The sequence below is a fragment of the Peribacillus sp. NPDC097264 genome (assembly GCF_050277925.1).
Lineage (GTDB): Bacteria > Bacillota > Bacilli > Bacillales > DSM-1321 > Peribacillus.
The window spans coordinates 267,329-288,770 of record NZ_JBNNSR010000001.1 but is presented as its reverse complement, the minus strand read 5'-3'; the positions used below and the strand labels follow the sequence as shown (position 1 = coordinate 288,770).

Here is a 21,442-nt window from a genome sequence, read left to right as displayed (position 1 = left end):
CTAACCGTTTGAATTTCAAACGGTTTTTGTGTAATTTTTTTCTAAAATTTCTGTAAATTACGATGGCTAATTTTTTCTTTATTGGGTAGGGTTTGGTATAATAGAGCTAAGGTAGACATCAACCTTTTTCAAACCTTCCGACAATTGTTTCATAATTTCGACATATTTCATGATGTGTTTCTAAAGGAAACCGGAGGGGTATTGTAGAATCTAACTGTATAGTCTTAATTTAAGGAGGACTCACTTTATGAATTACAACGTACGCGGTGAAAACATTGAGGTAACTCCAGCAATTCGAGAATACGTCGAAAAGAAAATTGGCAAGTTAGAAAGATATTTTAACAATACGCCAGATGCAAATGTGCTAGTGAATTTGAAAGTGAACAATAATACGTCCAAGGTCGAAGTGACGATTCCGATGCAGAATTTGGTTCTTCGCGCTGAAGAAGAAAATGCGGACATGTATGCCGCAATTGATTTGATCAATGACAAGCTAGAACGCCAAATTCGTAAACATAAAACGAAGGTCAACCGAAAATTCCGCAACAACTTATCCAATACACCCGAAGCATTCGCTTTTACTACGGAAGTCGATGAAGTGGCGGATGAATTCGAAGATGACAGCGATATTGAAGTGGTCCGTAACAAGCGCTTCGATTTGAAGCCGATGGACAGTGAAGAAGCGATTCTGCAAATGAATATGCTTGGTCACAGTTTCTTCGTTTATACGAATGCGGATACGAATACAACCAACGTCGTGTATCGCCGGAAAGATGGACGATACGGATTAATAGAACCAAGTTAAGTTAATCATGAAATGCATGGAAGCACCGTCCAGACTCTGGGCGGTGCTTTTTAGGCATTCTCCTTTTCTATTTATTTAACATTGAAATAGGTATAAAGTAATGGTTCTGTTTTCTGAAATTGGAATTGCATTAAAGATTTCATGAGGTATATTCCTTTCATAACAAGTGTTCTTAATTAAAGCAGAATGAACTTCAATTTCTTCAAAACGAACAAAATGTGTTCTCTTAACAGAAAAATAGCTGTTTATACCCATTCCTATATTACCTTAATTTGGCATATAATCGACTTAATCGTTCTTTAAAACGAACAAGTGGTTAATAAGGTGCAGAGGGGATGGGATGTTGTTTCGGAAAAATTGCCATACATGCAATAGGGCTTCGTTTAGTAGTTCGGAAATGGGGAATTGGTTTTGTCCTACCTGCGGCGAGGATTTGACCGTGCAAAAGGCCTTTGATGCACTGTCGGTGGAGCGAATTAATATGTCTCATCGCCTGAATGAAAAGAACAAGGTTTTTTATTATCTGAAAAAGCGAACGTGATTTTCGTTTCATGTAAATCTATCCTTGATTTTCTCCCTATTGTTGTAATTTGTCGATAAATATTTCCTCATATTGGTTAATTGGCGACATAAACTAGCAACATATGTAGGGTGTATTCCCTATAATAAGATTGTAAACTATGTATTTAGTAATATTTACCGTGAAAAAGGCAAACTTATCGAAAGGTGAGGGCGCAAAGGCACAGGTCTAAGGCTGTAAGTGGCTATGATGGCTGGTCTGCCTGAAATACAAGGTAGTATTTTAGGAGGTTGATAATATGATTACGACGGAAATGGATCAAGAGTGGATGACGTTGATCAAAGAGGCAAAAAGCTTAGGATTAACGAAAGAAGAGATCCGCGATTTTCTAGCGCGGGAGTCATCGAAGGGGAATCACAAAAAATGAGAAAGACGTGGAAAGCATCCCTATAAACAGTAAGGAGCATGGCTGTTTATAGGGATGCTTTCGTTTGCGTAAATAGATTGATAGAGTGCTATACTTCCTATCTACTTTTCTATTCGTTATTCTTTTTCCATTTGTTAAACTCAATAAATTCTCGGAATTGTTGTTTTGAAACACCTGAATGCATGGCATCTTCAACGATTTTTATCCAGTCGTTATCCAGGATTTCCTTATTGGGAGCATCGTAAAGAAGGGCATCAACAGGAACATGAAGCACTGCAGAGATTTTTTCCAAAAATTGAATGGAAGGATTCGTTTGTAAGTTCCGTTCGAGCGAACTTAAGTAGGACTTGGCTACCCCGGCTTTCTCGGCTAGTTCAGTCATCGACATTTTCTTTTCTTCCCGCAGCTTTTTAACACGCTCACCGATCATCATTACCACCTCGAACTAGTTCTATTTATCCCACAGAATAAGCTTTGCTAACCCACTTACAGTGTCTTCTACTATCCAGGTTTACAAGCGAATGGCGTCAACTATCTATTAAACCCATTTATAGTAGTTGAGATATATAGCCTTTTTTAAAGACCATCTGTGCAAACGTGGGCCTACCCATATGTATTTTAAATCTTCCCTCTATTTTAACAGTTTTTGTCCTGTTTTATCCATTGTTTTTCTCAAGAAGTGATATCTGGCCCATAGTCCTGAAAGTGACATGAAGTTGTACCTCATGAATAGAAGTGGTAAAATTAAGACTAGATTATTATCGGCAGAAGGTGTGTTCCTTCTTACTTATATGAATGAACGATATTGAATGATCATTTTCCCAATAGAGGAGCGTTAATGAATGCTTAATATATTAAATAAAGTTTTTGATCCGAATAAGCGAGAACTTAAGCGGTTAGAAAAAGTGGCTGATCAGGTCGAAGCGCTGGCGGATGAGATGGCTTCGTTATCGGACGAGCAGCTGACTGCCAAAACGGAAGAATTCAAGAAACGTTATCAAAACGGGGAAACTGTGGATGATTTGCTCGTTGAGGCATTTGCTGTCGTACGTGAAGGAGCAAAGCGGGCGCTTGGCATGTATCCTTTCCGTGTTCAGATCATGGGTGGGGCGTCCCTTCATGATGGGAATATTTCCGAAATGAAAACAGGTGAAGGGAAAACGTTGACTTCAACCATGCCCGTTTATTTAAATGCGATTACTGGAAAAGGCGTGCATGTCGTGACCGTCAATGAATACCTCGCACAACGTGATGCGACTGATATGGGTGTGTTATACAATTTCCTCGGACTGTCTGTCGGGTTGAATCTGAACAGTCATTCTAAAGAAGAAAAACAAGAAGCATACAATGCGGATATCACGTATAGCACGAATAATGAGTTAGGTTTCGATTACTTGCGTGACAATATGGTGCTATATAAAGAACAAATGGTACAACGGCCATTGCATTATGCGGTCATCGATGAAGTCGATTCCATCTTGATCGATGAAGCGAGGACGCCATTGATCATTTCCGGTGCGGCGCAAAAATCAGCCCAGCTTTATATCCAGGCGAATGCGTTTGTACGTACCCTGAAAAAAGATACGGATTACACGTATGATGAGAAAACCAAAGGCGTGCAATTGACTGAAGAAGGTATGAACAGGGCTGAAAGAGCGTTCAATATTGATAATTTATTCGATATCACTCATGTGACATTGAACCATCATATCAATCAGGCATTGAAAGCACATGTTGCCATGCATTTGGATGTGGATTATGTGGTCCAAGACGGCGAGATTGTCATCGTTGACCAATTTACGGGCCGTTTAATGAAAGGTCGCCGTTATAGTGAAGGACTTCATCAGGCCATTGAAGCAAAAGAGGGACTAGAAATTCAAAATGAAAGCATGACCCTTGCGACGATTACTTTCCAGAACTATTTCAGGATGTATGAAAAACTTTCCGGTATGACGGGTACGGCCAAGACGGAAGAAGAAGAATTCCGTAATATCTATAATATGAATGTTATTGCGATTCCAACGAACCGGGATATCGTCCGGGATGACCGTCCAGATCTCATTTATGCGTCAATGGACGGAAAATTCAAAGCGGTCGTGGAAGATATTGCAGAGCGTCATGTAAAAGGACAGCCCGTGCTGGTTGGTACGGTCGCCATTGAGACTTCGGAGATCATTTCCAATTACTTGACGAAAAAAGGCATTCCTCATAACGTGTTGAATGCGAAGAACCATGAGCGTGAAGCGGAAATCATCTTGAATGCAGGGAATAAGGGAGCGGTTACGATCGCCACAAACATGGCTGGCCGTGGTACGGATATCAAGCTAGGCGAAGGTGTCAAAGACGTGGGCGGGCTTGCCGTCATCGGGACGGAACGTCATGAAAGTCGCCGGATTGATAACCAGTTGCGTGGTCGTTCTGGTCGTCAGGGAGATCCAGGGGTCACTCAGTTCTATCTATCCATGGAAGATGAATTGATGCGTCGCTTTGGTTCGGATAATATGAAGAGTATGATGGCGCGCCTTGGCATGGATGATTCCCAACCCATTCAAAGCAAAATGGTGTCAAGAGCCGTTGAATCCGCTCAGAAACGGGTTGAAGGAAATAACTTCGATTCTCGTAAACAATTGCTGCAGTATGATGATGTTCTTCGTCAGCAACGTGAAATCATATACAAACAGCGTTTCGATGTAATGGAAAGCGAAAACTTGCGTGAAATCGTTGAAACGATGATCACGGCGTCCATTCAACGTAATGTTGCAGCTTTTGCGCCGATGGGCGATGAAGAAGGCTGGAACTTGCAAGGACTTGTCGATTACTTGAACGGCAATCTATTCCAAGAGGGTGAGATTACAATCGCCGATTTGGATGGGAAAGATGAATCGGAACTGGTTGAATTCATTCTAGGAAAAGTAAAAGAAAGTTATGATCAAAAAGAAGCCGAGCTTTCAGAAGAGCAAATGCGCGAGTTTGAAAAAGTTATCGTGCTTCGGGCAGTGGACAGCAAGTGGATGGATCATATCGACGCGATGGAACAATTGCGTCAAGGGATTCACCTACGTGCATATGGTCAAATCGATCCGCTTCGTGAATACCAATCAGAAGGCTTCGCGATGTTTGAAAGCATGATTGCTTCGATGGAAGATGAGGTCACTAAGTACATTATGAAAGCTGAAATCCGCAATAACTTGGAGCGGAAGGAAGTCATAAAAGGACAAGCGGTCAATCCGAAAGAAGACGAAGGCGGCAAAGTGAAGAAGGCGCCGGCTCGTAAATCGGAAGATGTCGGGCGAAATGCTTTATGTCCATGTGGCAGCGGAAAAAAATATAAGAATTGTCATGGCAACTTAGCCTGAAAATAGGTGTATAATGGAGAAGAGACGGATAAGTTAAATGAACTTACCGCCTCTTTTCATGTTTCGTTTAGTAAAGCGGACGGGATGCATATCGTTTTGATGAGGTATATTTGCATGAAGCAAATCCCGATACGGGATTTTTTTAACATACTAATGAGGTGAATAGAAATGGAAATGGCAGAAATCAGAAACGAATTAGAAAGAACAGCGCAACGATTAACGGACTTTAGGGGGTCTCTTTGACTTAGATGAAAAAGAGGCACGCATTGCACAACTAGAAAATGAGATGACGCATCCTGACTTTTGGAATGATCAACAAAAGGCTCAAGGTGTCATCAATGAAACAAACGCATTGAAAGAACAAGTCGACCAATTGGCCGAGTTGAATGATTCATATGAAAATCTAGATTTGACGTATGAACTGGTCAAAGAAGAGAATGATGAAGATCTTATGACGGAGTTAGTGGAAGAAATCACGATTCTTTCCCAAAAGATGAATGACTTTGAACTACAGCTTCTACTAAGTGAAGAGTATGATTCGAAAAATGCCATTCTGGAACTGCATCCTGGTGCAGGCGGAACAGAGTCCCAAGATTGGGGTTCCATGTTGCTACGCATGTACACTAGATGGGGCGAAAAAAGAGGATTCAAGGTGGAAACCCTTGATTACCTTCCAGGTGATGAAGCGGGAATCAAGAGTGTAACGCTCCTATTCAAAGGCCATAACGCTTATGGCTATTTGAAAGCGGAAAAAGGCGTGCACCGTCTTGTCCGGATTTCTCCTTTCGATTCATCAGGCCGCCGTCATACTTCGTTCGTATCATGCGAAGTCATGCCGGAATTCGATGAAACGATTCATATAGATATCCGTACGGAAGATTTGAAAATCGATACGTACCGGGCAAGTGGCGCCGGCGGTCAGCATATTAACACGACTGACTCAGCTGTCCGAATTACCCATTTACCAACGAATACGGTCGTAACGTGTCAAAATGAGAGATCGCAAATCAAAAACAAGGCCCAAGCGATGAATATGCTGAAAGCCAAATTATATCAACTTGAGATCGAACAGCAACAAGCCGATTTGGATGAAATCCGCGGTGAACAGAAGGAAATTGGCTGGGGAAGCCAAATCCGCTCTTACGTCTTCCACCCTTATTCCATGGTAAAGGATCACCGTACAAGTGCGGAGACCGGAAACCTTGGAGCAGTGATGGATGGGGATATCGATATGTTCATCGATGCTTATTTACGTTCTAAATTATAAGAGGTATGAATCGAACCGGATCTTATTCGGTTCGATTTTTTTGTACAACATTTCAATTCATTAGTCCTTTACCACGTCATCTGGCTGTTATTTACAGGAAATGAACAGGGATGCTATACTACTTTCGGTTAAGACTAATTAAATAAGAAGGATTATGAGGAGACAACCAGAATGAGAAAGAGATATCGGGAGCCAAAGCACCCTTTGATACAAATTTTGATGGAATATGGTCTAGTGTTGATAGGGTCAGGCATCATCGCGATTGGGTTCAATGTATTTCTACTACCTAACCAGGTCGCTTCAGGCGGTGTCAGCGGAATCAGCACGATTCTATATACCACGCTAGGTTGGGAACCAGCGTATGTTCAGTGGGCATTTAATATTCCTTTATTCATTGCCGGACTTATTGTACTTGGAAGGAATTTTGGAGCAAAAACGTTCATCGGTACGTTATTTTTACCGTTTGTCGTCTTCCTGACAAAGGATTGGGAACCATGGACAAACGATGCATTACTCGGGTCACTTTGTGGCGGTATCCTGGTCGGATTAGGATTGGGCATAGTCTTTCGCGGGAAGGCTTCCACCGGGGGAACGGATTTAGCGGCCCAAATCATTCATAAGTATACCAATTTGTCATTGGGGACCTGTGTGGCAATCATTGACGGCCTCATCGTGTTGAGCGCGGCCATTGTTTTTGATATTGAAAAAGGGCTGTATGCCTTGATCAGCTTATATGTCACAAGTAAGACCATCGACCTTATCCAAGTTGGATTCAACCGTTCCAAGATGGCATTAATTATCACGAATAATGAACCCGAAGTTAGGGATGCTATTATACATGAACTAGACCGCGGTGTTACACGGATTTCCGGGCATGGCGGCTATACGGACGATTCCCGTCCGATTTTAATGTGTGTCATCGATCAATCTGAATTCACCAAATTGAAACAATTGGTCAAAGTCGTTGACCCTAAAGCATTCGTGATCGTCATGGATGCCTCAGAGGTACTTGGAGAGGGTTTTAAACTCGATTGAGATTGGTATAATGTTTCTGTACTGGTAGACTTAAGAAGAAGGGGGCTTGTCCAATGAAAAAGAAATGGTTAGCTTTACTATTAGGTACATCTCTTGCGCTTACTGCTTGCGGGGGGAATGACGATAATAACGCAGATAAAGAACCGGCAACGGATACTAATGAAACGACCACTGCTGGTGCTGGTGATGCAGCCAAGATTTATGAAAATAAATGTTCAAGTTGTCATGCCGTGAATCTTGAAGGCGGCGTAGGCCCGAATTTGACGGAAGTCGGTTCGCGTTTGTCGAAAGATGATATCGAGCAAGTCATCTTGAAAGGCCAAGGTGGAATGCCAAAAGGTGTCATCGTTGGTGATGACGCATCAAAAGTTGCCGAATGGCTTTCCGAACATAAGTAACATTTCTACCGAAACGTCCTCCTTTAGGCTGGGCGTTTCATCCATCCTCTTCATAAAATCCCCTATTATTTCCATTCTGCTTTTCGTATACTAGATAGATAGTCTTAGCCCACTCTTTGAAATGAAACTGTAATATTTTTATGCTTAATTTGACAAACTTTGATGTTATAATGTTCCTGTGCTTAAAACGAAATGATTCCTGTCGTTATTTAAAAAATGCTGTCGAAAAAAACGCTTTTAATAGATAAGTTAACAAGCAAATTAGGTGGTTTTAGAATGATAGAGATGATAGATGTCAAAAAGACCTATTCTAATGGCGTCATAGCCATTAATGGGTTAAATGTAAAAATACAACCAGGCGAGTTTGTTTATGTAGTGGGTCCAAGTGGTGCCGGCAAATCGACCTTCATTAAAATGATGTATCGGGAAGAAAAGCCGACAAGTGGGAATATCTTGGTTAATGGTGTCAGCCTACCAAAAATCCGCAATTCGAAAGTTCCTCTATTTCGCCGTAATATCGGGATGGTCTTCCAGGATTTTAAACTCCTTCAAACTTTCACAGTCTACGAAAATGTTGCCTTTGCAATGGAAGTCATCGAAAAAGAACCTGAAGTCATTAAAAAGAGAGTCATGGAAGTTCTCGATTTAGTAGGGATCAAGCATAAAGCTAGAATGCGTCCTGCAGAGTTATCAGGTGGAGAACAACAAAGGGTTGCGATTGCCCGTTCGATCGTCAATGACCCCAAGGTGGTTATTGCCGATGAACCTACAGGGAATCTGGATCCTGAAACATCATGGGAAATCATGAGCATATTTGAAGAAATAAACAAGCGCGGAACGACACTTATCATGGCTACGCACAATAAAGATATTGTTAATAACTTTAAACGTCGTGTAATTGCCATTGAAGGTGGAAAAATCGTTCGCGATGAACATAGAGGTGAATACGGATATGAAATTTAGAACACTCGTCCGTCACTTCCGTGAAAGCTTTAAAAACATTGGACGTAATGGTTGGATGACGTTTGCATCAGTAAGTGCAGTAACAGTCACCCTAACATTGGTTGGCGTTTTTTTAGTGATTATGATGAATTTGAATCATATCGCGGGTAATGTCGAAAACGATGTCGAAATTCGTGCGCATATTGATAATGCAGCGAGTAAAGAGGATATACAAGCAATCAGCAAGCAGATAACGAGTATAGGTGGAATTGATAGTGTTGTCTTCTCCCCTAAGGATGAAGAGCTCACCAATTTAATTGATGATTTAGGCGATAATGGAGATGCCTTTAAGCCATTTGAACAAGACAACCCTTTACGGGATGTTTATATCATTAAAACGAAAACACCTCAAGATGTGATCAAGGTAGCTAAAGAAATCGAAAGCATCAATTATATTCAAAGCGTTAAGTATGGACAAGGTTATGTTGAAAACCTATTCAGTTTTGTCGAAATTGCTAGAAATATCGGGATTGTACTTATCGTAGGATTGCTTTTCACAGCGATGTTCCTCATCTCGAATACGATTAAAATAACAATTGTGGCTAGGAAAAAAGAAATCGAGATCATGAGATTGGTAGGGGCAACAAACAACTTCATTCGTTGGCCATTCTTCTTAGAGGGACTCTGGTTAGGAATCCTTGGTTCTGTCGTGCCTATCGCCCTGATTTCAGTACTCTACTACAATCTGTTCAATTATATATCACCACAGATTACGTTTAAATTCGTAGACTTTTTACCAGCAAGCCCATTCATTTACCAAGTATCGGCGATTCTTATCATCATGGGCGCCGTGATTGGAATATGGGGAAGCTTGATGTCCGTTAGAAAATTCTTAAAAGCATAAGCGAACAAACTTACAATTCTTTTACACTCGAAATAGAAGAAGCAATTCATTCAAAATAGAGAGACGTTGCATAGCACGAGTTGTAACGAGATTGAAAGGGGAAATGGAACATTGAAGAAGAATATGATCGCGGTGAACGCGACAATCATGATTGGCTTGGGGAGCATTTTTGCTGCTCCTTCAGCTTTTGCTGAATCCATTTCAGACTTAGAGCAAAAGAAGGCATCTATACAGGAAAAACGTTCGGGTGTTGAAGCGGACATTTCCACTACCTCAGAAAAAATCAATAACCTCCAGAATAAACAACTGACGGCTGAGGAGCAAATCGCTGCCATTGATGCGAAAATTGCAGAATCAGCAAAGAAAATTGATGCGAAAAATGCTGAAATCACTCAAACAAAAGAAGAAATTGAAGTATTGAAAGCAGAAATTATAGTGTTGCAAGAACGTATCGCTAAGCGTAACGACGTTCTGAAGGAACGTGCCCTTTCCTTCCAGGAGTCCGGTGGAGATTTGAATTATGTGGAAGTATTGTTCGGATCATCTAGTTTTAGCGATTTAATTGACCGTGTAGGAGCTGTTGCAGCCATTGCAGAAGCCGATCGCGAGATTTTGAAACAACATGAGCTGGATAAAAAAGAGCTTGAAGAAAAACAAAAGGCCGTAGAAACGAAGCTTGCTAGTTTAGAAGTGGCTAAAGCTCAACTTTTACAAATCCAAAATCAACAAAAACAGCAGAAAGAACAAAAAGCTGCGTTAGTTAAGAAATTAAAGAAACAAACGAAAAAAGAAGAAGAAAATAAAATGGGCTTAGAGGAAGAAAAGGCGAACCTTGCTGCTCAAGAAACAGCCATCAAGTCAGCCATCGACTTAGAGAAGAATCGTCTAGCTGAATTAGAAGCAGCTCGTAAAAAAGCAGCAGCTGAAGCGAAAAAACGTGCAGAACAAGAAGCAGCAGCACAAGCAGCGCAAGCAGCTCAAGCGAAAAAACAAGCTCCTTCCCATTCTAACTCTAGTTCTAATAGCAGTTCATCCTCTTCATCATCACAAGCTCCGGCTAGTGTAAGTTCTGCACCGGCTGTATCGTCAGGAACATTTACAAGACCAAGTGCAGGTTATGTATCTTCGACAATGGGCGAGCGTTGGAACAAACAGCATGCCGGCATTGATATTGCTGCAAGCGGAACCGTGCCTGTTGTAGCGGCAGCAGACGGAGTCGTTAGCCGATCATATTTCTCCTCTTCATATGGTAATGTTGTTTTTGTTTCTCATAGAATTAATGGACAAACGTGGACAACGGTTTATGCACATTTAAGTTCAAGACAAGCTAGTGATGGTGCAGTCGTTGCCAAAGGTCAACAAATTGGGATCATGGGGAATACCGGACATTCCTATGGACAGCATTTACACTTTGAGCTTCACAAAGGGGAATGGAATTACAGCAAGTCCAATGCAGTCAATCCATTAAGCTACATACCTAACTAATACCCAATATATGAATCATAAAACAGACCAGGATCACATCCTGGTCTGTTTTTTTGCTCTGTTCAAAAGCATATTTACCTGAAACTACTCATATAGTGAAAAACATATCGAGGTAGAAAAGGGGATAAATATGGTCAAAAAATGGGTAATTCCTCTGGCAATCATGATGTCATTAGTTATTGGGGCAGCGGGGGGCATGTATTGGACAAGCACCCAGGATAAACACGAGATGAAACAGGAAAGCCAAGAGGGCATAAAAGATCAGGAGTGGGCAAAAGTGGAACAAGCTTATGGGTTGATCGTGAGCCAGTATGTTGAACAGGTAGACGGCTCAAAGCTCATCGAAGGTGCCATTCAAGGCATGCTGACAACATTGAAGGATCCATACTCGGTATATATGGACAAGGAGACAGCAAAGCAGTTCAATGAGACCTTGGATTCCTCATTTGAGGGGATTGGTACGGAAATCGGGATGGAGGACGGTAAGGTCATCATTGTCTCTCCCTACAAGGACTCCCCGGCTGAAAAGGCAGGATTAAAGCCGAAGGACCAAATCCTAAAGGTGAATGGGGAAAGTGTCGAAGGGTTGGACCTCTATGAAACTCGGTTGAAGATCCGTGGGAAAAAGGGTTCTCCAGTCAAAATGGAAATAAAACGTGCCGGTGTATCCAATCCGATCGAATTCAATATGGTTCGTGCTGAAATTCCATTGGACACGGTTTTTTCTTCGACCAAGGAAGTAGCGGGTGAGGAAATCGGGTATGTGGAGCTGACCACATTCTCGGAAAATACCGCATTGGATTTTAAAAAGCAGTTGAAGGAACTTGAGAAGAAGGGAATCGAAGGGCTGGTGATCGATGTCCGGGGGAACCCGGGCGGTCTCCTTTCAAGTGTGGAAACGATTTTAGGCGAGTTTATTACGAAAGATAAACCATATTTGAAAATAGCTGAAAGAACGGGTGAGACGCAATCCTTTTTCACCGAGCTGAAGAAAAAGAAGGACTACCCCATTGCCGTCCTGACGGATAAAGGCAGTGCCTCGGCCTCGGAGATCCTTGCCGGTGCCATGGAGGAGGCCGGGGGATACCCGCTGATTGGCGAGAAGACGTTCGGTAAAGGGACGGTTCAACAGGCAGTCCCAATGGGAGATGGTAGCAATATCAAGCTTACGCTGTACAAGTGGCTGACACCATCTGGTAACTGGATTCACAAAAAGGGAATCGAACCGACGATTGAAGTCAAGCAACCGGTGTACTTCAACGCCCATCAGTTAACCATCGAAAAGGTATTGAAGCGGGACATGACAGACGACCAAATTCAGTATGCGCAAACGATCCTAAAAGGGATTGGCTTTGAAACAGGGCGTGAGGATGGTTATTACGATTGGAATACGGAGATTGCGGTCAAGGCTTTTCAGAAGCAGTATGGGATGAAAGCGACTGGTAATTTGGATGCAAAGACCGCTGCAAAGCTAGAAACCGTCATCTTGGAAAAAATTCAGGATGAAGATAATGATATTCAGCTACGGACGGCTTTGAATTATTTGGCGAAATAGAAGAAGGAGGCAACGCCCATCGGGGTGTTGCCTTTTTACTTGGCAGGAAAGGGGAAAGATTCATTTCATCTAGTAGAGCGGATACAGTTTTTTCTACATCTTAATAGGCAGGAAGCTGACATATTTGATAGAATAGGAAGTAACTGACTAGAACGATTGATACATACTTTTAATCACTTATAGGGATGGTGGAGAGAAATTGACAACGGATTGGCTTATTGATTGCTTAATAGGATTGGGAAAACTCTTCCTTCATCCATTGCTTTACGTTTCCATTGCTTATTGTTTATTCATTGGCTTTCTTCGGGTTAAACGGGAGCGCCGTGATTTCAATACGAAGATTTATAGGAAAACCATGGAGCTTCGGGCTTTGCTTCTACAGGGAATTGTCACTGGGGTAATTCTGTCACTCCTCGCGCTGGTGTCTGGCCTTGTCATACCGATGGCGGCGGTGGTCATCATGGCGGCAGTCTCGGTCCTAGCCGTCTTGACCATGAAAAGGAGACTGGTATCACCTGTTTATACGTTGGGTGTCACGTTCTTTATCCTTTTCTTTCTAAATGGTAAGGATTTGCTACTTCCTATTTTCACGGATGCATTTGACCAACTGAATCAATCGGTTTATCCGACACTTGTGATATTGATTGGGCTTTTGTTGATTTCGGAAGGTTTTCTTATCGTTAAGAAAGGCAGTAAAAAGGCATCACCACAGTTAGAGGTTTCAAAGCGCGGGCAGCCGATTGGCGTTTATGTTTCGCAACGTATTTGGCTGATTCCGATGTTCGTACTGATTCCTGGAGGAGAACTGCCCGTTCCTTTTGACTGGTATCCCGTATTCTCCATTGGTGAAGTGTTCGTTTCTCCAATCGTTCTGCCATTTTTGATTGGATTTAGGCAGAAGGTTCATGGATCGCTTCCGGAACAGGCAATAAAGGCCCAAGGTAAGCAGGTAGGGACACTTGGCATATTGATTACAGTCTTGGCGGTCGTCAGCTACTGGTATCCACTATTGGCAATCATAACAGCTGTTTTAGCGATCCTTGGTCGGGAATTCATCCATTATGCGCAAAAGAATTTGGACGAAAAGCAACCGTTTTACTTTTCGAAAAGCAAGCTTGGTGTCCAGATTCTAGGCGTTATCCCTGAATCACCAGCTGACAAGATGGGATTAGTCAAGGGTGAAATCATCTCAAAGATCAATGGTGTTGTCGTCAGGGAAGAAGAAGAGTTGTACCGGGCGCTGCAAAAGAATCGGGCCTATTGTAAGCTCGAGGTCATCGGCATCAATCAGCAAATGCGCTTTGTGCAACGGGCCTTATTTGAAGGGGAGCATTACGAATTGGGCATCCTTTTTGTGGATGATCAATTGAAAGAGAGTGGCCAAGCAGGGTAGAAACGGCCGGATCTTTCTGAATAGTAACTGAAACCACTTAGATGATAGATCTAGGTGGTTTCTTATATGGGTAGACGAAATGAAAAGTGAAGGTGCGAATAGGGATATGACGATGAAGATGAAGAGTATGAAGCGTATTTTGATAGTATTATCATGCTTGTTCTTATATGGATGTCAACCAGGTGGGAAAGACGGGAGAAAGGAAAGTTCTGCCCCCGTTGTCCTTATAGGGGAGTGGCATGGGGAAGAAATGAGTTTAGATGGAAATCGTTATACAGGATTTTACGCGTTTGACATCGAGAAAAATGGGAGATTTTCTTTGTATGATGCTGAAGCGGGGAACCCGGGCATCCAAGGAGAGATTACTCAATATGATGGGGAATCTCTGAAAATGAAGACAGGGGATGAAGCAGATTTTGATGTACCTGCAGAATGGGCAGGATTAAAGCATTCCGATACTCTTTTGTATGAAATAAAAGGGGAAAAATTATATATGAGTTACAAAGATAAACAGGATAAGCATACGCTTGTTTTTTCTAAATCCAGTTATTGAACGATTTTTCACAGGAGACCCCCAAAAGGCAGGTTGCTCTGCTCTTTGGGGGCTTTTTAATGAAATATTTTACGCTTCTTTTGCGGCTTCGATATCAATGGAAATGGTGATTTGATCTCCAATCAGTACCCCGCCTGTTTCCAAGGCAGCATTATAGGTTAAACCGTAGTCGCTGCGTTTTACCTTGCCTTTGCCACTGAATCCTGCTTTTTCCGTACCCCATGGATCTTTTCCTTGCCCTTCGAATGTCATAACGAATGTTTCTTCTTTTGTCACTCCATGAAGCGTGACATCACCGGTTACGGCATACTCTTCGTCATCCGTTTTTTTGATGTCTGTAGCTTTAAATATCAGTTCCGGGTTCTTTTCAACGTCAAAGAAGTCAGCAGAACGCAGGTGGTTATCACGGTCTGTATTACGAGTGTCAATGCTGGACAAATCGACGGTGAAATCAATTTCCGCTGTTGTTAGGTCGGTTGGGTCTGCAGAAATGTTGGCGTCGAATTTATTGAAACTTCCTTTTACTTTTGCAATCATCATGTGTTTTACAGAAAACTCTATGGCGCTGTGTGTAGGGTCGACTATCCATTTTGTTTTAGCCATTTTGTATATTCCTCCACTTCATATATCTTTAATTTGAGATAATTTAACATATTGTAATTATATGAGCTGGTGGTTCCAGAGTCAAACGTTTTTTCCTTTATTTAGAAAATACAAAAACCTGTGCCGCATGTGTGCGGACACAGGTTTAAGAAAGAAACCCTTAGTTGGAACGTTCTTTTTCTTCGTGAATCGGGGCTTTACTTGGCCAGAAAGCATAGCGACCAAGCAGAGCGGTAATCGCTGGCACTAGGAATGGGCGAACGATGAATGTATCCATCAGTACACCAAGTGCGGTAATGAGTCCGAATTGGACAAGCACTTGAATCGGCAACGTAGCCAGCACAGAGAATGTAGCTGCCAAGATGATACCGGCTGAAGTGATGACACCACTTGTTTCGGTTACACCTTCTCTTATGGCTTGCTTGATTGGCATCGTCTTCTTCTTGCGCCATATGCTCGATACCATAAAGATGTTGTAGTCTTCCCCTAGGGCGACAAGGAATACGAATGAATACAACGGAATCGTGCCTTCAATTGCATCCACACCCATGAAGTGGTGAAGGATGATCCAGCCTAAGCCCATAGCGGCAAAGAAGGAAAGGATAACCGTTCCCATTAAATAAGCCATGGCTGTTACGGAACGAAGGTAGGCTAACAGTAGCAATGAAATCAAGACGATGATGATTGGGAAAACCAAGAATTCATCTGCCTTGACCGTTTCGCGTTTATCGTGTTGCTCGGCTGTCTGGCCGCCAATCCATACTTTTTCATCAACGGATGAGATCTTCGCTTCTTTCAGTTCTTTTTCTACGGAACTGCGTATATCTGAAATGGCGTCGATGGCTTTCGTATCGTATGGGTTGATATTGAATTTGACTTCATAGGATTGTAAATCCTTATTGGTCTCACTCCTTACAGGTTTTGAGACACTTCCAATCAGGCTCATATCCTTCAGGGAATCCGTTAAATCGATATCCTTACCATCCGTATCGACGACGACTGTTGCCGGTGCAAGTTCACCAGGAGAGTAGGCATCGGAAATGACGGTATATCCTTCACGAGAGTTGATGTCTTCTGGGAATGAAGAGAGGATATCATAGGAATATTTTATTTGTGATGAATAGCCAGCTAAAAGGCCGAAAAGAATCAGACAAGTAAGGATGACGGTCCATGGCTTTGTTGTAACGATATTCCCAATCCATTTTCCAATGCGTCCGCCTTCTTTGTGTATCTTGACGGGTTTGCCCTTTTTCTTCGCGCGTGCTTCTTCCATTTCGGGTGTACGTGGAACGATCGGGAAGAAAGAGGCCCGGCCGAAAACAGAAAGTAGTGCAGGAACGAGAGTTAAGGCAGCAATCATCATGATTAATATGGATAAGCTGAATGGTACGGCGAAACGATGATAAGCACCATATTGAGCCACGAGCAATGTTAATAGGGAGACGACAATCGTCAGACCGCTCATCGCAATGGCGCCTGAAGAATCTTTAAAGGCAGCCATCATGGCTTCTCGTTTGCTTTCGTGTCTTCTCAATTCACTACGGTAGTGGGATATCAAGAATAAACAATAATCGGTTCCCGCCCCGAAAAGCAATACGGTCATAATCGAAATGGCCTGCGCATCGACCGTGATCCAGCCGTGGTCTGCCATGAATCCCAGGATAGGACTTGTGACAAGGTAAGCGAAACCGACTCCGATTAATGGAATGATCGCTAAAAGTGGTGAACGATAAATAAGTAATAAGACGACAAGAACGAGTATAACCGTCGCCAGTAGTAATTGAATATCGGCACCGGCAAATAATCCAGTCGCATCGACGGAAATCCCGACAGGACCCGTTACACGAAGGGACAGATCTTCAGAGTCGATTTTAACCTTTGAAGGGTCCGTACCGACGCGTTCGGTCACTAACTTATTGATGCGTTCAATATTTTTTTCTAAAACGGCTGTCCCGGCACTTTCCTCAAAGAAGAGGGGCTGTACGAAAGTCGTACCATCTTCAGAAACAGAGCCCTTTAGTGCGGGCAGTGGAGCATTATGAAGAGGAGGTAAGAAGGATTGCTGTTTTAAGGGACTTTCTGTAAGCTCTTTGGAAAGGTTTTGAATCTCAGCTAAATCTGCATCAGTCAGTCCACCCTCCCGATGCCATGTAAGCAAGGCAGGTATCCCTGAGGAATTAGGGAATTCTTTTTTTATCAGTTCATCCGCTACGACAGAATCTGAGTCTGCGGGTAAATCAGTAGGAACATTTTCCGTTTTATCGTTCACTGCCGGCAAAGTGAAGGTTAACAGCACTGTCGCAATAATCCAGATGGCGATGACAACCCAACGGCTGATTGTTCCGGTCATCATTTTGCTTAATTTTCCTAATATGTTCAATGAAGGCACCTCACTTTTAAAATTTTTATCATAATCCACTCTTAATTATAAAGGGGAAACATTCCTGATTGCAAAACTGGGTATGCGGTTTCTTGAATTTCTAAAAAAAGCTTTGGAAGGTAAATCCCTCCAAAGCTTTTTTGATTCATTAAAATAAATTGAAGTATTTCTTCAACCCATTAAAGATACCAGTGACGGCCGTGTCTTGATAGGCGCTCGTGGCAATGAGCTTTTCTTCTTCCAAATTGGAGATGAACCCTAATTCTAGTAATATCGCAGCTTGCTTGTTATCCCGGATGACCTGGAAGTTCCCCGTTTTGGCACCGCGGTCCCTCAATTTTGTTTCTTTAATGATTTCAGCTTGTACGGTTTGTGCGAGCTCTTTTTCATTGACATTCGATGCTAGATAAAATGTTTCAATGCCGTTGGCTGAGCTGGGACCAGCATTATAGTGAATGCTGATAAAGACATCGGGTTTGTTCGCTTGGCTGATTTCCACTCGCTTACTTAAAGAGGGATACGTATCGCCTGTTCGTGTCATGACGACTTTTGCACCGGCCTCCTCCAATTTGGCTTTCAGCTTTTTAGCCGTGGAAAGAGTTAAATCCTTTTCCCGATTATTTTTCCCGGATGCCCCAGGGTCAGACCCGCCATGCCCCGGATCAAGGACGATCACTTTGCCTTTAAATCCATCACTCGGTTTGGTCTTCGATAGATACGTGAGGGAGGCCCATCCTACCAAATCGGATTGTGTTTCGACCTTGCCCCAATCTCCTTGTGTTTCCGTCACTATGACACTATCACTTCTATCGACGGCCCCTAGTATTTTATTCGTTGCCGAAGGTCCATTGCGAATGTTCAACGAGTCGGAAATGACATAGTATTTGGTTGGCTTGGTTTTGACAGGTTCTTCTTTTGTAGGTGCTTCTACTTTAGGTGGTGTGGTTGTTACTGGTTTTGTTTCTTTCGGCTTGGTTTTTGCTAGATAGGTAAGGGAAGCCCAACCTGTTTTCCCGGAAGCCGTTTTGATTCTTCCCCATTTGTCTTTCTCTTCATAAAGCGTGACAGCCTCCCCTTTTTTTAGAGTGGTGACTTTGTCTGCTTTTGAGTTACCCGATTTCCTTACGTATAGCTCGGCAGCTGTTACATAGTAAGTCGTTTCCTTAACGGCTGAAGGAGATGCAGTAGGTTTTTTCTTAGATAGATAGGTTAAGGAAGCCCATCCGGTCACGCCGGAAGCCGTCTTCACGTTTGCCCAGTTACCCGATTTTTTAATATAGGTAACGGCAGCGCCCTTATTGATCGTCGCCAGCTTCTTTGACGTGGTATTGGCAGACTTACGGACATACAATGAACTGGCTGTAACATAGTACTTGGTTGTGCTGACAGCTGCCGGTTTAGCGGTGGCTGTAGGCTTGGAACTAGTTATGTATGTTTTAGAAACCCAACCGGTTTTCTTTTTGGAAGATGCATAGATTTGTAGCCAATTGCCTTTGGTCGATTTAATTTCTACGGCGGTTCCTTTAGGTAAGGTTGCGAGAGACTTGCTGCTTGTATTATTTGATTTTCTTAATACTAACGAGGAAGCTGTCACATAACCTAACTCGTCCAAATACGTGGTGGAAACCCAACCAGTTATTTTTCCATACTTGATTTTCGACCATCCGGATTTTTGTGAAGAGATCGTCACTTCTTTTCCTTTTTTTATTAAGCCCAGAGATTTTGCGGTGGTCTTAGGTTGTTCTCTTATATGGAGGGAACTAGCTGTAACTTTGGCCGTTTTGGAAGCGGCCTGAACTTGATCGGTGGCGTGTGGATACGAGAAAATCGTCAAAAAAACCAAGGTTGCTGCAAATAGGGTGATTATTCTTCTTTTCATTAAAGCTCGCTCCTTTAAATTATGCTGAAATAATCGAATGGCTATGGTTCATCCAGAGGTTGGGTAAGAATAACCCTTGGTAAGTGAATATAAGTGCACATATACTGCGGAGATGCCTTCATTGGAGTAATCTCCATGATTTTTATCGGTATCATTGGCGATAGTGTGAAGGAGATTCATTAATAATAGTACAATATACTCACGTCAATTAGTAGGTGTTTTTTGGAACTTTTTGTAGGTAATTAGAACGTAATTTACATTAATTGAAGAATTTTGAATTAATATGAGTGAAGTTTGAGGAATTGGGGATGTTAGTTGGGGTGATGGATGATATTTACAAAGGAGGAAATTTAGTGTCTGATAAATCCAAAGAGACGAATAATGAATCGGAAGAAACCCTGACCAACCGACAAGGGCACCCCATAACGAATAATCAAAGCATCCGGACTGTTGGAAACAGGGGACCAAGTACATTAGAGAACTACGACTTCCTGGAAAAAATGAGTCACTTCGATAGAGAGCGGATTCCGGAGCGGGTGGTACATGCACGAGGTGCAGGTGCACATGGATATTTTGTTCCGACAGGCAAGGCGGGAGACGAGCCGGTTTCTAAATATACGAGAGCAAAGGTCTTTCAAGAAGCGGGTAAAAAAACACAGGTCTTCGTCAGGTTTTCTTCGGTCATTCATGGGGGAACCTCCCCTGAAACATTACGTGACCCTCGTGGATTTGCCGTTAAGTTTTATACGGAAGATGGAAACTGGGATTTAGTAGGGAACAACCTCAAAATATTCTTTATCCGCGACGCCATGAAATTTCCTGATTTGATCCATGCCTTCAAACCCGACCCTGTTACAAACATTCAGGATGGCAGAAGGATTTTCGATTTCTGCTCAAGTTCTCCGGAAACCTTCCATATGATCACCTTCTTATTTTCGCCTTGGGGCATTCCGGCTAGCTACCGCATGATGCAAGGTTCCGGGGTCAATACGTATAAGTGGGTGAATCAAGAGGGGGAAGCAGTCCTGGTCAAGTACCATTGGGAACCAAAGCAAGGGATCAAAAACTTGACGCAGAAAGAAGCGAATGAGATTCAGTCGACGAATTTCAATCATGCTACACAGGATTTATATGAAGCAATCGAAAATGGGGATTATCCAGAATGGGATTTAAATGTACAGATCATGAGTGATGATGCCCATCCTGAACTGGATTTCGATCCATTGGATGATACGAAGATTTGGCCAAAGGACCAATTCCCATGGCTGCATGTCGGCACGATGGTTTTGAATAAGAACCCGGAAGATTATTTCACCGAAGTCGAGCAGGTTGCTTTTGGAACGGGAGTCCTTGTAGATGGATTGGATTTCTCGGATGATAAGATGCTCCAAGGCCGCACATTCTCGTATTCGGATACACAACGTCATCGCGTAGGGGCAAATTATCTGCAACTGCCGATCAATGCACCGAAAAAACGGACGGCGACCAATCAAACGGGCGGCCAAATGCAGTATGAAGTGGGTAGAGGAAACCAAAGTCCTCATATCAACTACGAACCATCGACTGTAGGAGGATTGAAAGAGGCTGAGCAAACGGGTAAAGAGTATACCCCATTTGTGGAGGGCAAACTGGTCCGTGAAACGATAGACCGCCAAAGCAACACCAAACAAGCAGGTGAAACGTATCGTGAATTCGAGGATTGGGAAAGGGACGAATTGATCTCCAATCTAGTGGATGCACTCGCGCCTGCCGATCCACGCATTCAAGAGAAGATGATTGCACTTGCTGAAGAGGCCGATAAAGATTATGGCCGCCGTTTGAAAGAAGGATTAGCGGCAGCTTCCCAACATACTGAGTCTTCCAAACCAATGGGTGGTACGGACAATCCAGGGGAAGCGGTCGAAAAAGGTCATGACGCCGATCCATATTAATAGGATGTA

General features: G+C 42.7%; 17 protein-coding genes and 1 riboswitch. Of the genes, 13 read left to right on the top strand and 4 right to left on the bottom strand.

Annotation, left to right across the window (positions count from 1 at the left end):
* The first annotated feature begins 247 nt into the window (after positions 1-247).
* Together hpf and ACQKL0_RS01430 are read left to right on the top strand one after the other, a co-directional pair.
* Positions 248-805 (top strand): ribosome hibernation-promoting factor, HPF/YfiA family, encoded by a 558-nt coding sequence (hpf, locus tag ACQKL0_RS01435; protein WP_427685827.1) that lies wholly within the window; start codon positions 248-250, stop codon positions 803-805.
* Positions 806-1,504: 699 nt separating this feature from the next.
* A riboswitch (cyclic di-GMP riboswitch) is annotated at positions 1,505-1,591 on the top strand.
* A gap of 32 nt (positions 1,592-1,623) precedes the next feature.
* Positions 1,624-1,752, top strand: coding sequence for an anti-repressor SinI family protein (locus ACQKL0_RS01430; RefSeq protein WP_427685825.1), 129 nt, complete (start codon positions 1,624-1,626; stop codon positions 1,750-1,752).
* A 109-nt stretch (positions 1,753-1,861) separates the two neighbouring features.
* Here ACQKL0_RS01430 and ACQKL0_RS01425 read toward each other — a convergent pair whose 3' ends face one another.
* Positions 1,862-2,182, bottom strand: a complete 321-nt coding sequence (locus tag ACQKL0_RS01425; protein WP_402954602.1) for a helix-turn-helix domain-containing protein — start codon at positions 2,180-2,182, stop codon at positions 1,862-1,864.
* Between the two features lie 412 nt (positions 2,183-2,594).
* On the opposite strand from ACQKL0_RS01425, the gene secA reads away from it, so the two are divergent.
* The 10 genes from secA to ACQKL0_RS01375 all read left to right on the top strand — a co-directional run bounded on the left by secA (position 2,595) and on the right by ACQKL0_RS01375 (position 14,640).
* A complete protein-coding gene (gene secA, locus ACQKL0_RS01420; RefSeq protein WP_402954599.1) occupies positions 2,595-5,108 on the top strand; it encodes a preprotein translocase subunit SecA in 2,514 nt (837 codons plus the stop codon).
* A gap of 168 nt (positions 5,109-5,276) precedes the next feature.
* A protein-coding gene (prfB, locus tag ACQKL0_RS01415) for a peptide chain release factor 2 (protein ID WP_402870630.1) occupies positions 5,277-6,375 on the top strand; the annotation gives its coding sequence in 2 pieces (ribosomal slippage) (positions 5,277-5,348 and positions 5,350-6,375; 1,098 coding nt in all).
* A gap of 171 nt (positions 6,376-6,546) precedes the next feature.
* On the top strand, positions 6,547-7,410 hold the full coding sequence (locus tag ACQKL0_RS01410; protein WP_402954594.1) for a YitT family protein: 864 nt from the start codon (positions 6,547-6,549) through the stop codon (positions 7,408-7,410).
* A 53-nt stretch (positions 7,411-7,463) separates the two neighbouring features.
* Entirely contained in the window at positions 7,464-7,808 is a 345-nt protein-coding gene (gene cccB, locus ACQKL0_RS01405; RefSeq protein ID WP_407407417.1) for a cytochrome c551, read from the top strand.
* A 276-nt stretch (positions 7,809-8,084) separates the two neighbouring features.
* Complete coding sequence (ftsE, locus tag ACQKL0_RS01400; protein ID WP_402870638.1) at positions 8,085-8,771, top strand: cell division ATP-binding protein FtsE; 687 nt, start codon at positions 8,085-8,087, stop codon at positions 8,769-8,771.
* Entirely contained in the window at positions 8,761-9,654 is an 894-nt protein-coding gene (gene ftsX, locus ACQKL0_RS01395) for a permease-like cell division protein FtsX (RefSeq protein ID WP_402870641.1), read from the top strand. The genes ftsE and ftsX overlap by 11 nt, the downstream gene beginning before the upstream one ends.
* 111 nt (positions 9,655-9,765) lie before the next feature.
* The gene (locus tag ACQKL0_RS01390) at positions 9,766-11,139 is read left to right on the top strand and encodes a murein hydrolase activator EnvC family protein (RefSeq protein ID WP_427685822.1); all 1,374 of its coding nucleotides are present in this window, start codon (positions 9,766-9,768) and stop codon (positions 11,137-11,139) included.
* A gap of 130 nt (positions 11,140-11,269) precedes the next feature.
* Entirely contained in the window at positions 11,270-12,694 is a 1,425-nt protein-coding gene (locus tag ACQKL0_RS01385; protein ID WP_427685820.1) for a S41 family peptidase, read from the top strand.
* A gap of 199 nt (positions 12,695-12,893) precedes the next feature.
* Positions 12,894-14,087, top strand: coding sequence for a PDZ domain-containing protein (locus tag ACQKL0_RS01380; RefSeq protein WP_427685818.1), 1,194 nt, complete (start codon positions 12,894-12,896; stop codon positions 14,085-14,087).
* A 79-nt stretch (positions 14,088-14,166) separates the two neighbouring features.
* Entirely contained in the window at positions 14,167-14,640 is a 474-nt protein-coding gene (locus ACQKL0_RS01375; protein WP_427685816.1) for a hypothetical protein, read from the top strand.
* Between the two features lie 69 nt (positions 14,641-14,709).
* Here ACQKL0_RS01375 and ACQKL0_RS01370 read toward each other — a convergent pair whose 3' ends face one another.
* The 3 genes from ACQKL0_RS01370 to ACQKL0_RS01360 all read right to left on the bottom strand — a co-directional run bounded on the left by ACQKL0_RS01370 (position 14,710) and on the right by ACQKL0_RS01360 (position 19,502).
* Positions 14,710-15,243 (bottom strand): YceI family protein, encoded by a 534-nt coding sequence (locus tag ACQKL0_RS01370; RefSeq protein ID WP_427685814.1) that lies wholly within the window; start codon positions 15,241-15,243, stop codon positions 14,710-14,712.
* A gap of 160 nt (positions 15,244-15,403) precedes the next feature.
* Entirely contained in the window at positions 15,404-17,596 is a 2,193-nt protein-coding gene (locus ACQKL0_RS01365; protein ID WP_427686039.1) for an MMPL family transporter, read from the bottom strand.
* A 175-nt stretch (positions 17,597-17,771) separates the two neighbouring features.
* Complete coding sequence (locus tag ACQKL0_RS01360; protein WP_427685812.1) at positions 17,772-19,502, bottom strand: SH3 domain-containing protein; 1,731 nt, start codon at positions 19,500-19,502, stop codon at positions 17,772-17,774.
* A gap of 323 nt (positions 19,503-19,825) precedes the next feature.
* Between ACQKL0_RS01360 and ACQKL0_RS01355 the strand changes: the two genes are divergently transcribed.
* A complete protein-coding gene (locus ACQKL0_RS01355) occupies positions 19,826-21,433 on the top strand; it encodes a catalase (RefSeq protein ID WP_427686037.1) in 1,608 nt (535 codons plus the stop codon).
* Positions 21,434-21,442: the final 9 nt, after the last annotated feature.

Bases quoted from the DNA above. Each gene is read 5' to 3' on its own strand.
- ACQKL0_RS01385 (WP_427685820.1), top strand. From the start codon at position 11,270: ATGGTCAAAAAATGGGTAATTCCTCTGGCAATCATGATGTCATTAGTT.
- ftsE (WP_402870638.1), top strand. From the start codon at position 8,085: ATGATAGAGATGATAGATGTCAAAAAGACCTATTCTAATGGCGTCATA.
- hpf (WP_427685827.1), top strand. From the start codon at position 248: ATGAATTACAACGTACGCGGTGAAAACATTGAGGTAACTCCAGCAATT.
- ACQKL0_RS01365 (WP_427686039.1), bottom strand. From the start codon at position 17,596: ATGATGACCGGAACAATCAGCCGTTGGGTTGTCATCGCCATCTGGATT.
- cccB (WP_407407417.1), top strand. From the start codon at position 7,464: ATGAAAAAGAAATGGTTAGCTTTACTATTAGGTACATCTCTTGCGCTT.
- secA (WP_402954599.1), top strand. From the start codon at position 2,595: ATGCTTAATATATTAAATAAAGTTTTTGATCCGAATAAGCGAGAACTT.
- ftsX (WP_402870641.1), top strand. From the start codon at position 8,761: ATGAAATTTAGAACACTCGTCCGTCACTTCCGTGAAAGCTTTAAAAAC.
- ACQKL0_RS01360 (WP_427685812.1), bottom strand. From the start codon at position 19,502: ATGAAAAGAAGAATAATCACCCTATTTGCAGCAACCTTGGTTTTTTTG.
- ACQKL0_RS01430 (WP_427685825.1), top strand. From the start codon at position 1,624: ATGATTACGACGGAAATGGATCAAGAGTGGATGACGTTGATCAAAGAG.
- ACQKL0_RS01375 (WP_427685816.1), top strand. From the start codon at position 14,167: ATGAAAAGTGAAGGTGCGAATAGGGATATGACGATGAAGATGAAGAGT.
- ACQKL0_RS01370 (WP_427685814.1), bottom strand. From the start codon at position 15,243: ATGGCTAAAACAAAATGGATAGTCGACCCTACACACAGCGCCATAGAG.
- ACQKL0_RS01355 (WP_427686037.1), top strand. From the start codon at position 19,826: ATGGATGATATTTACAAAGGAGGAAATTTAGTGTCTGATAAATCCAAA.
- ACQKL0_RS01425 (WP_402954602.1), bottom strand. From the start codon at position 2,182: ATGATCGGTGAGCGTGTTAAAAAGCTGCGGGAAGAAAAGAAAATGTCG.
- ACQKL0_RS01410 (WP_402954594.1), top strand. From the start codon at position 6,547: ATGAGAAAGAGATATCGGGAGCCAAAGCACCCTTTGATACAAATTTTG.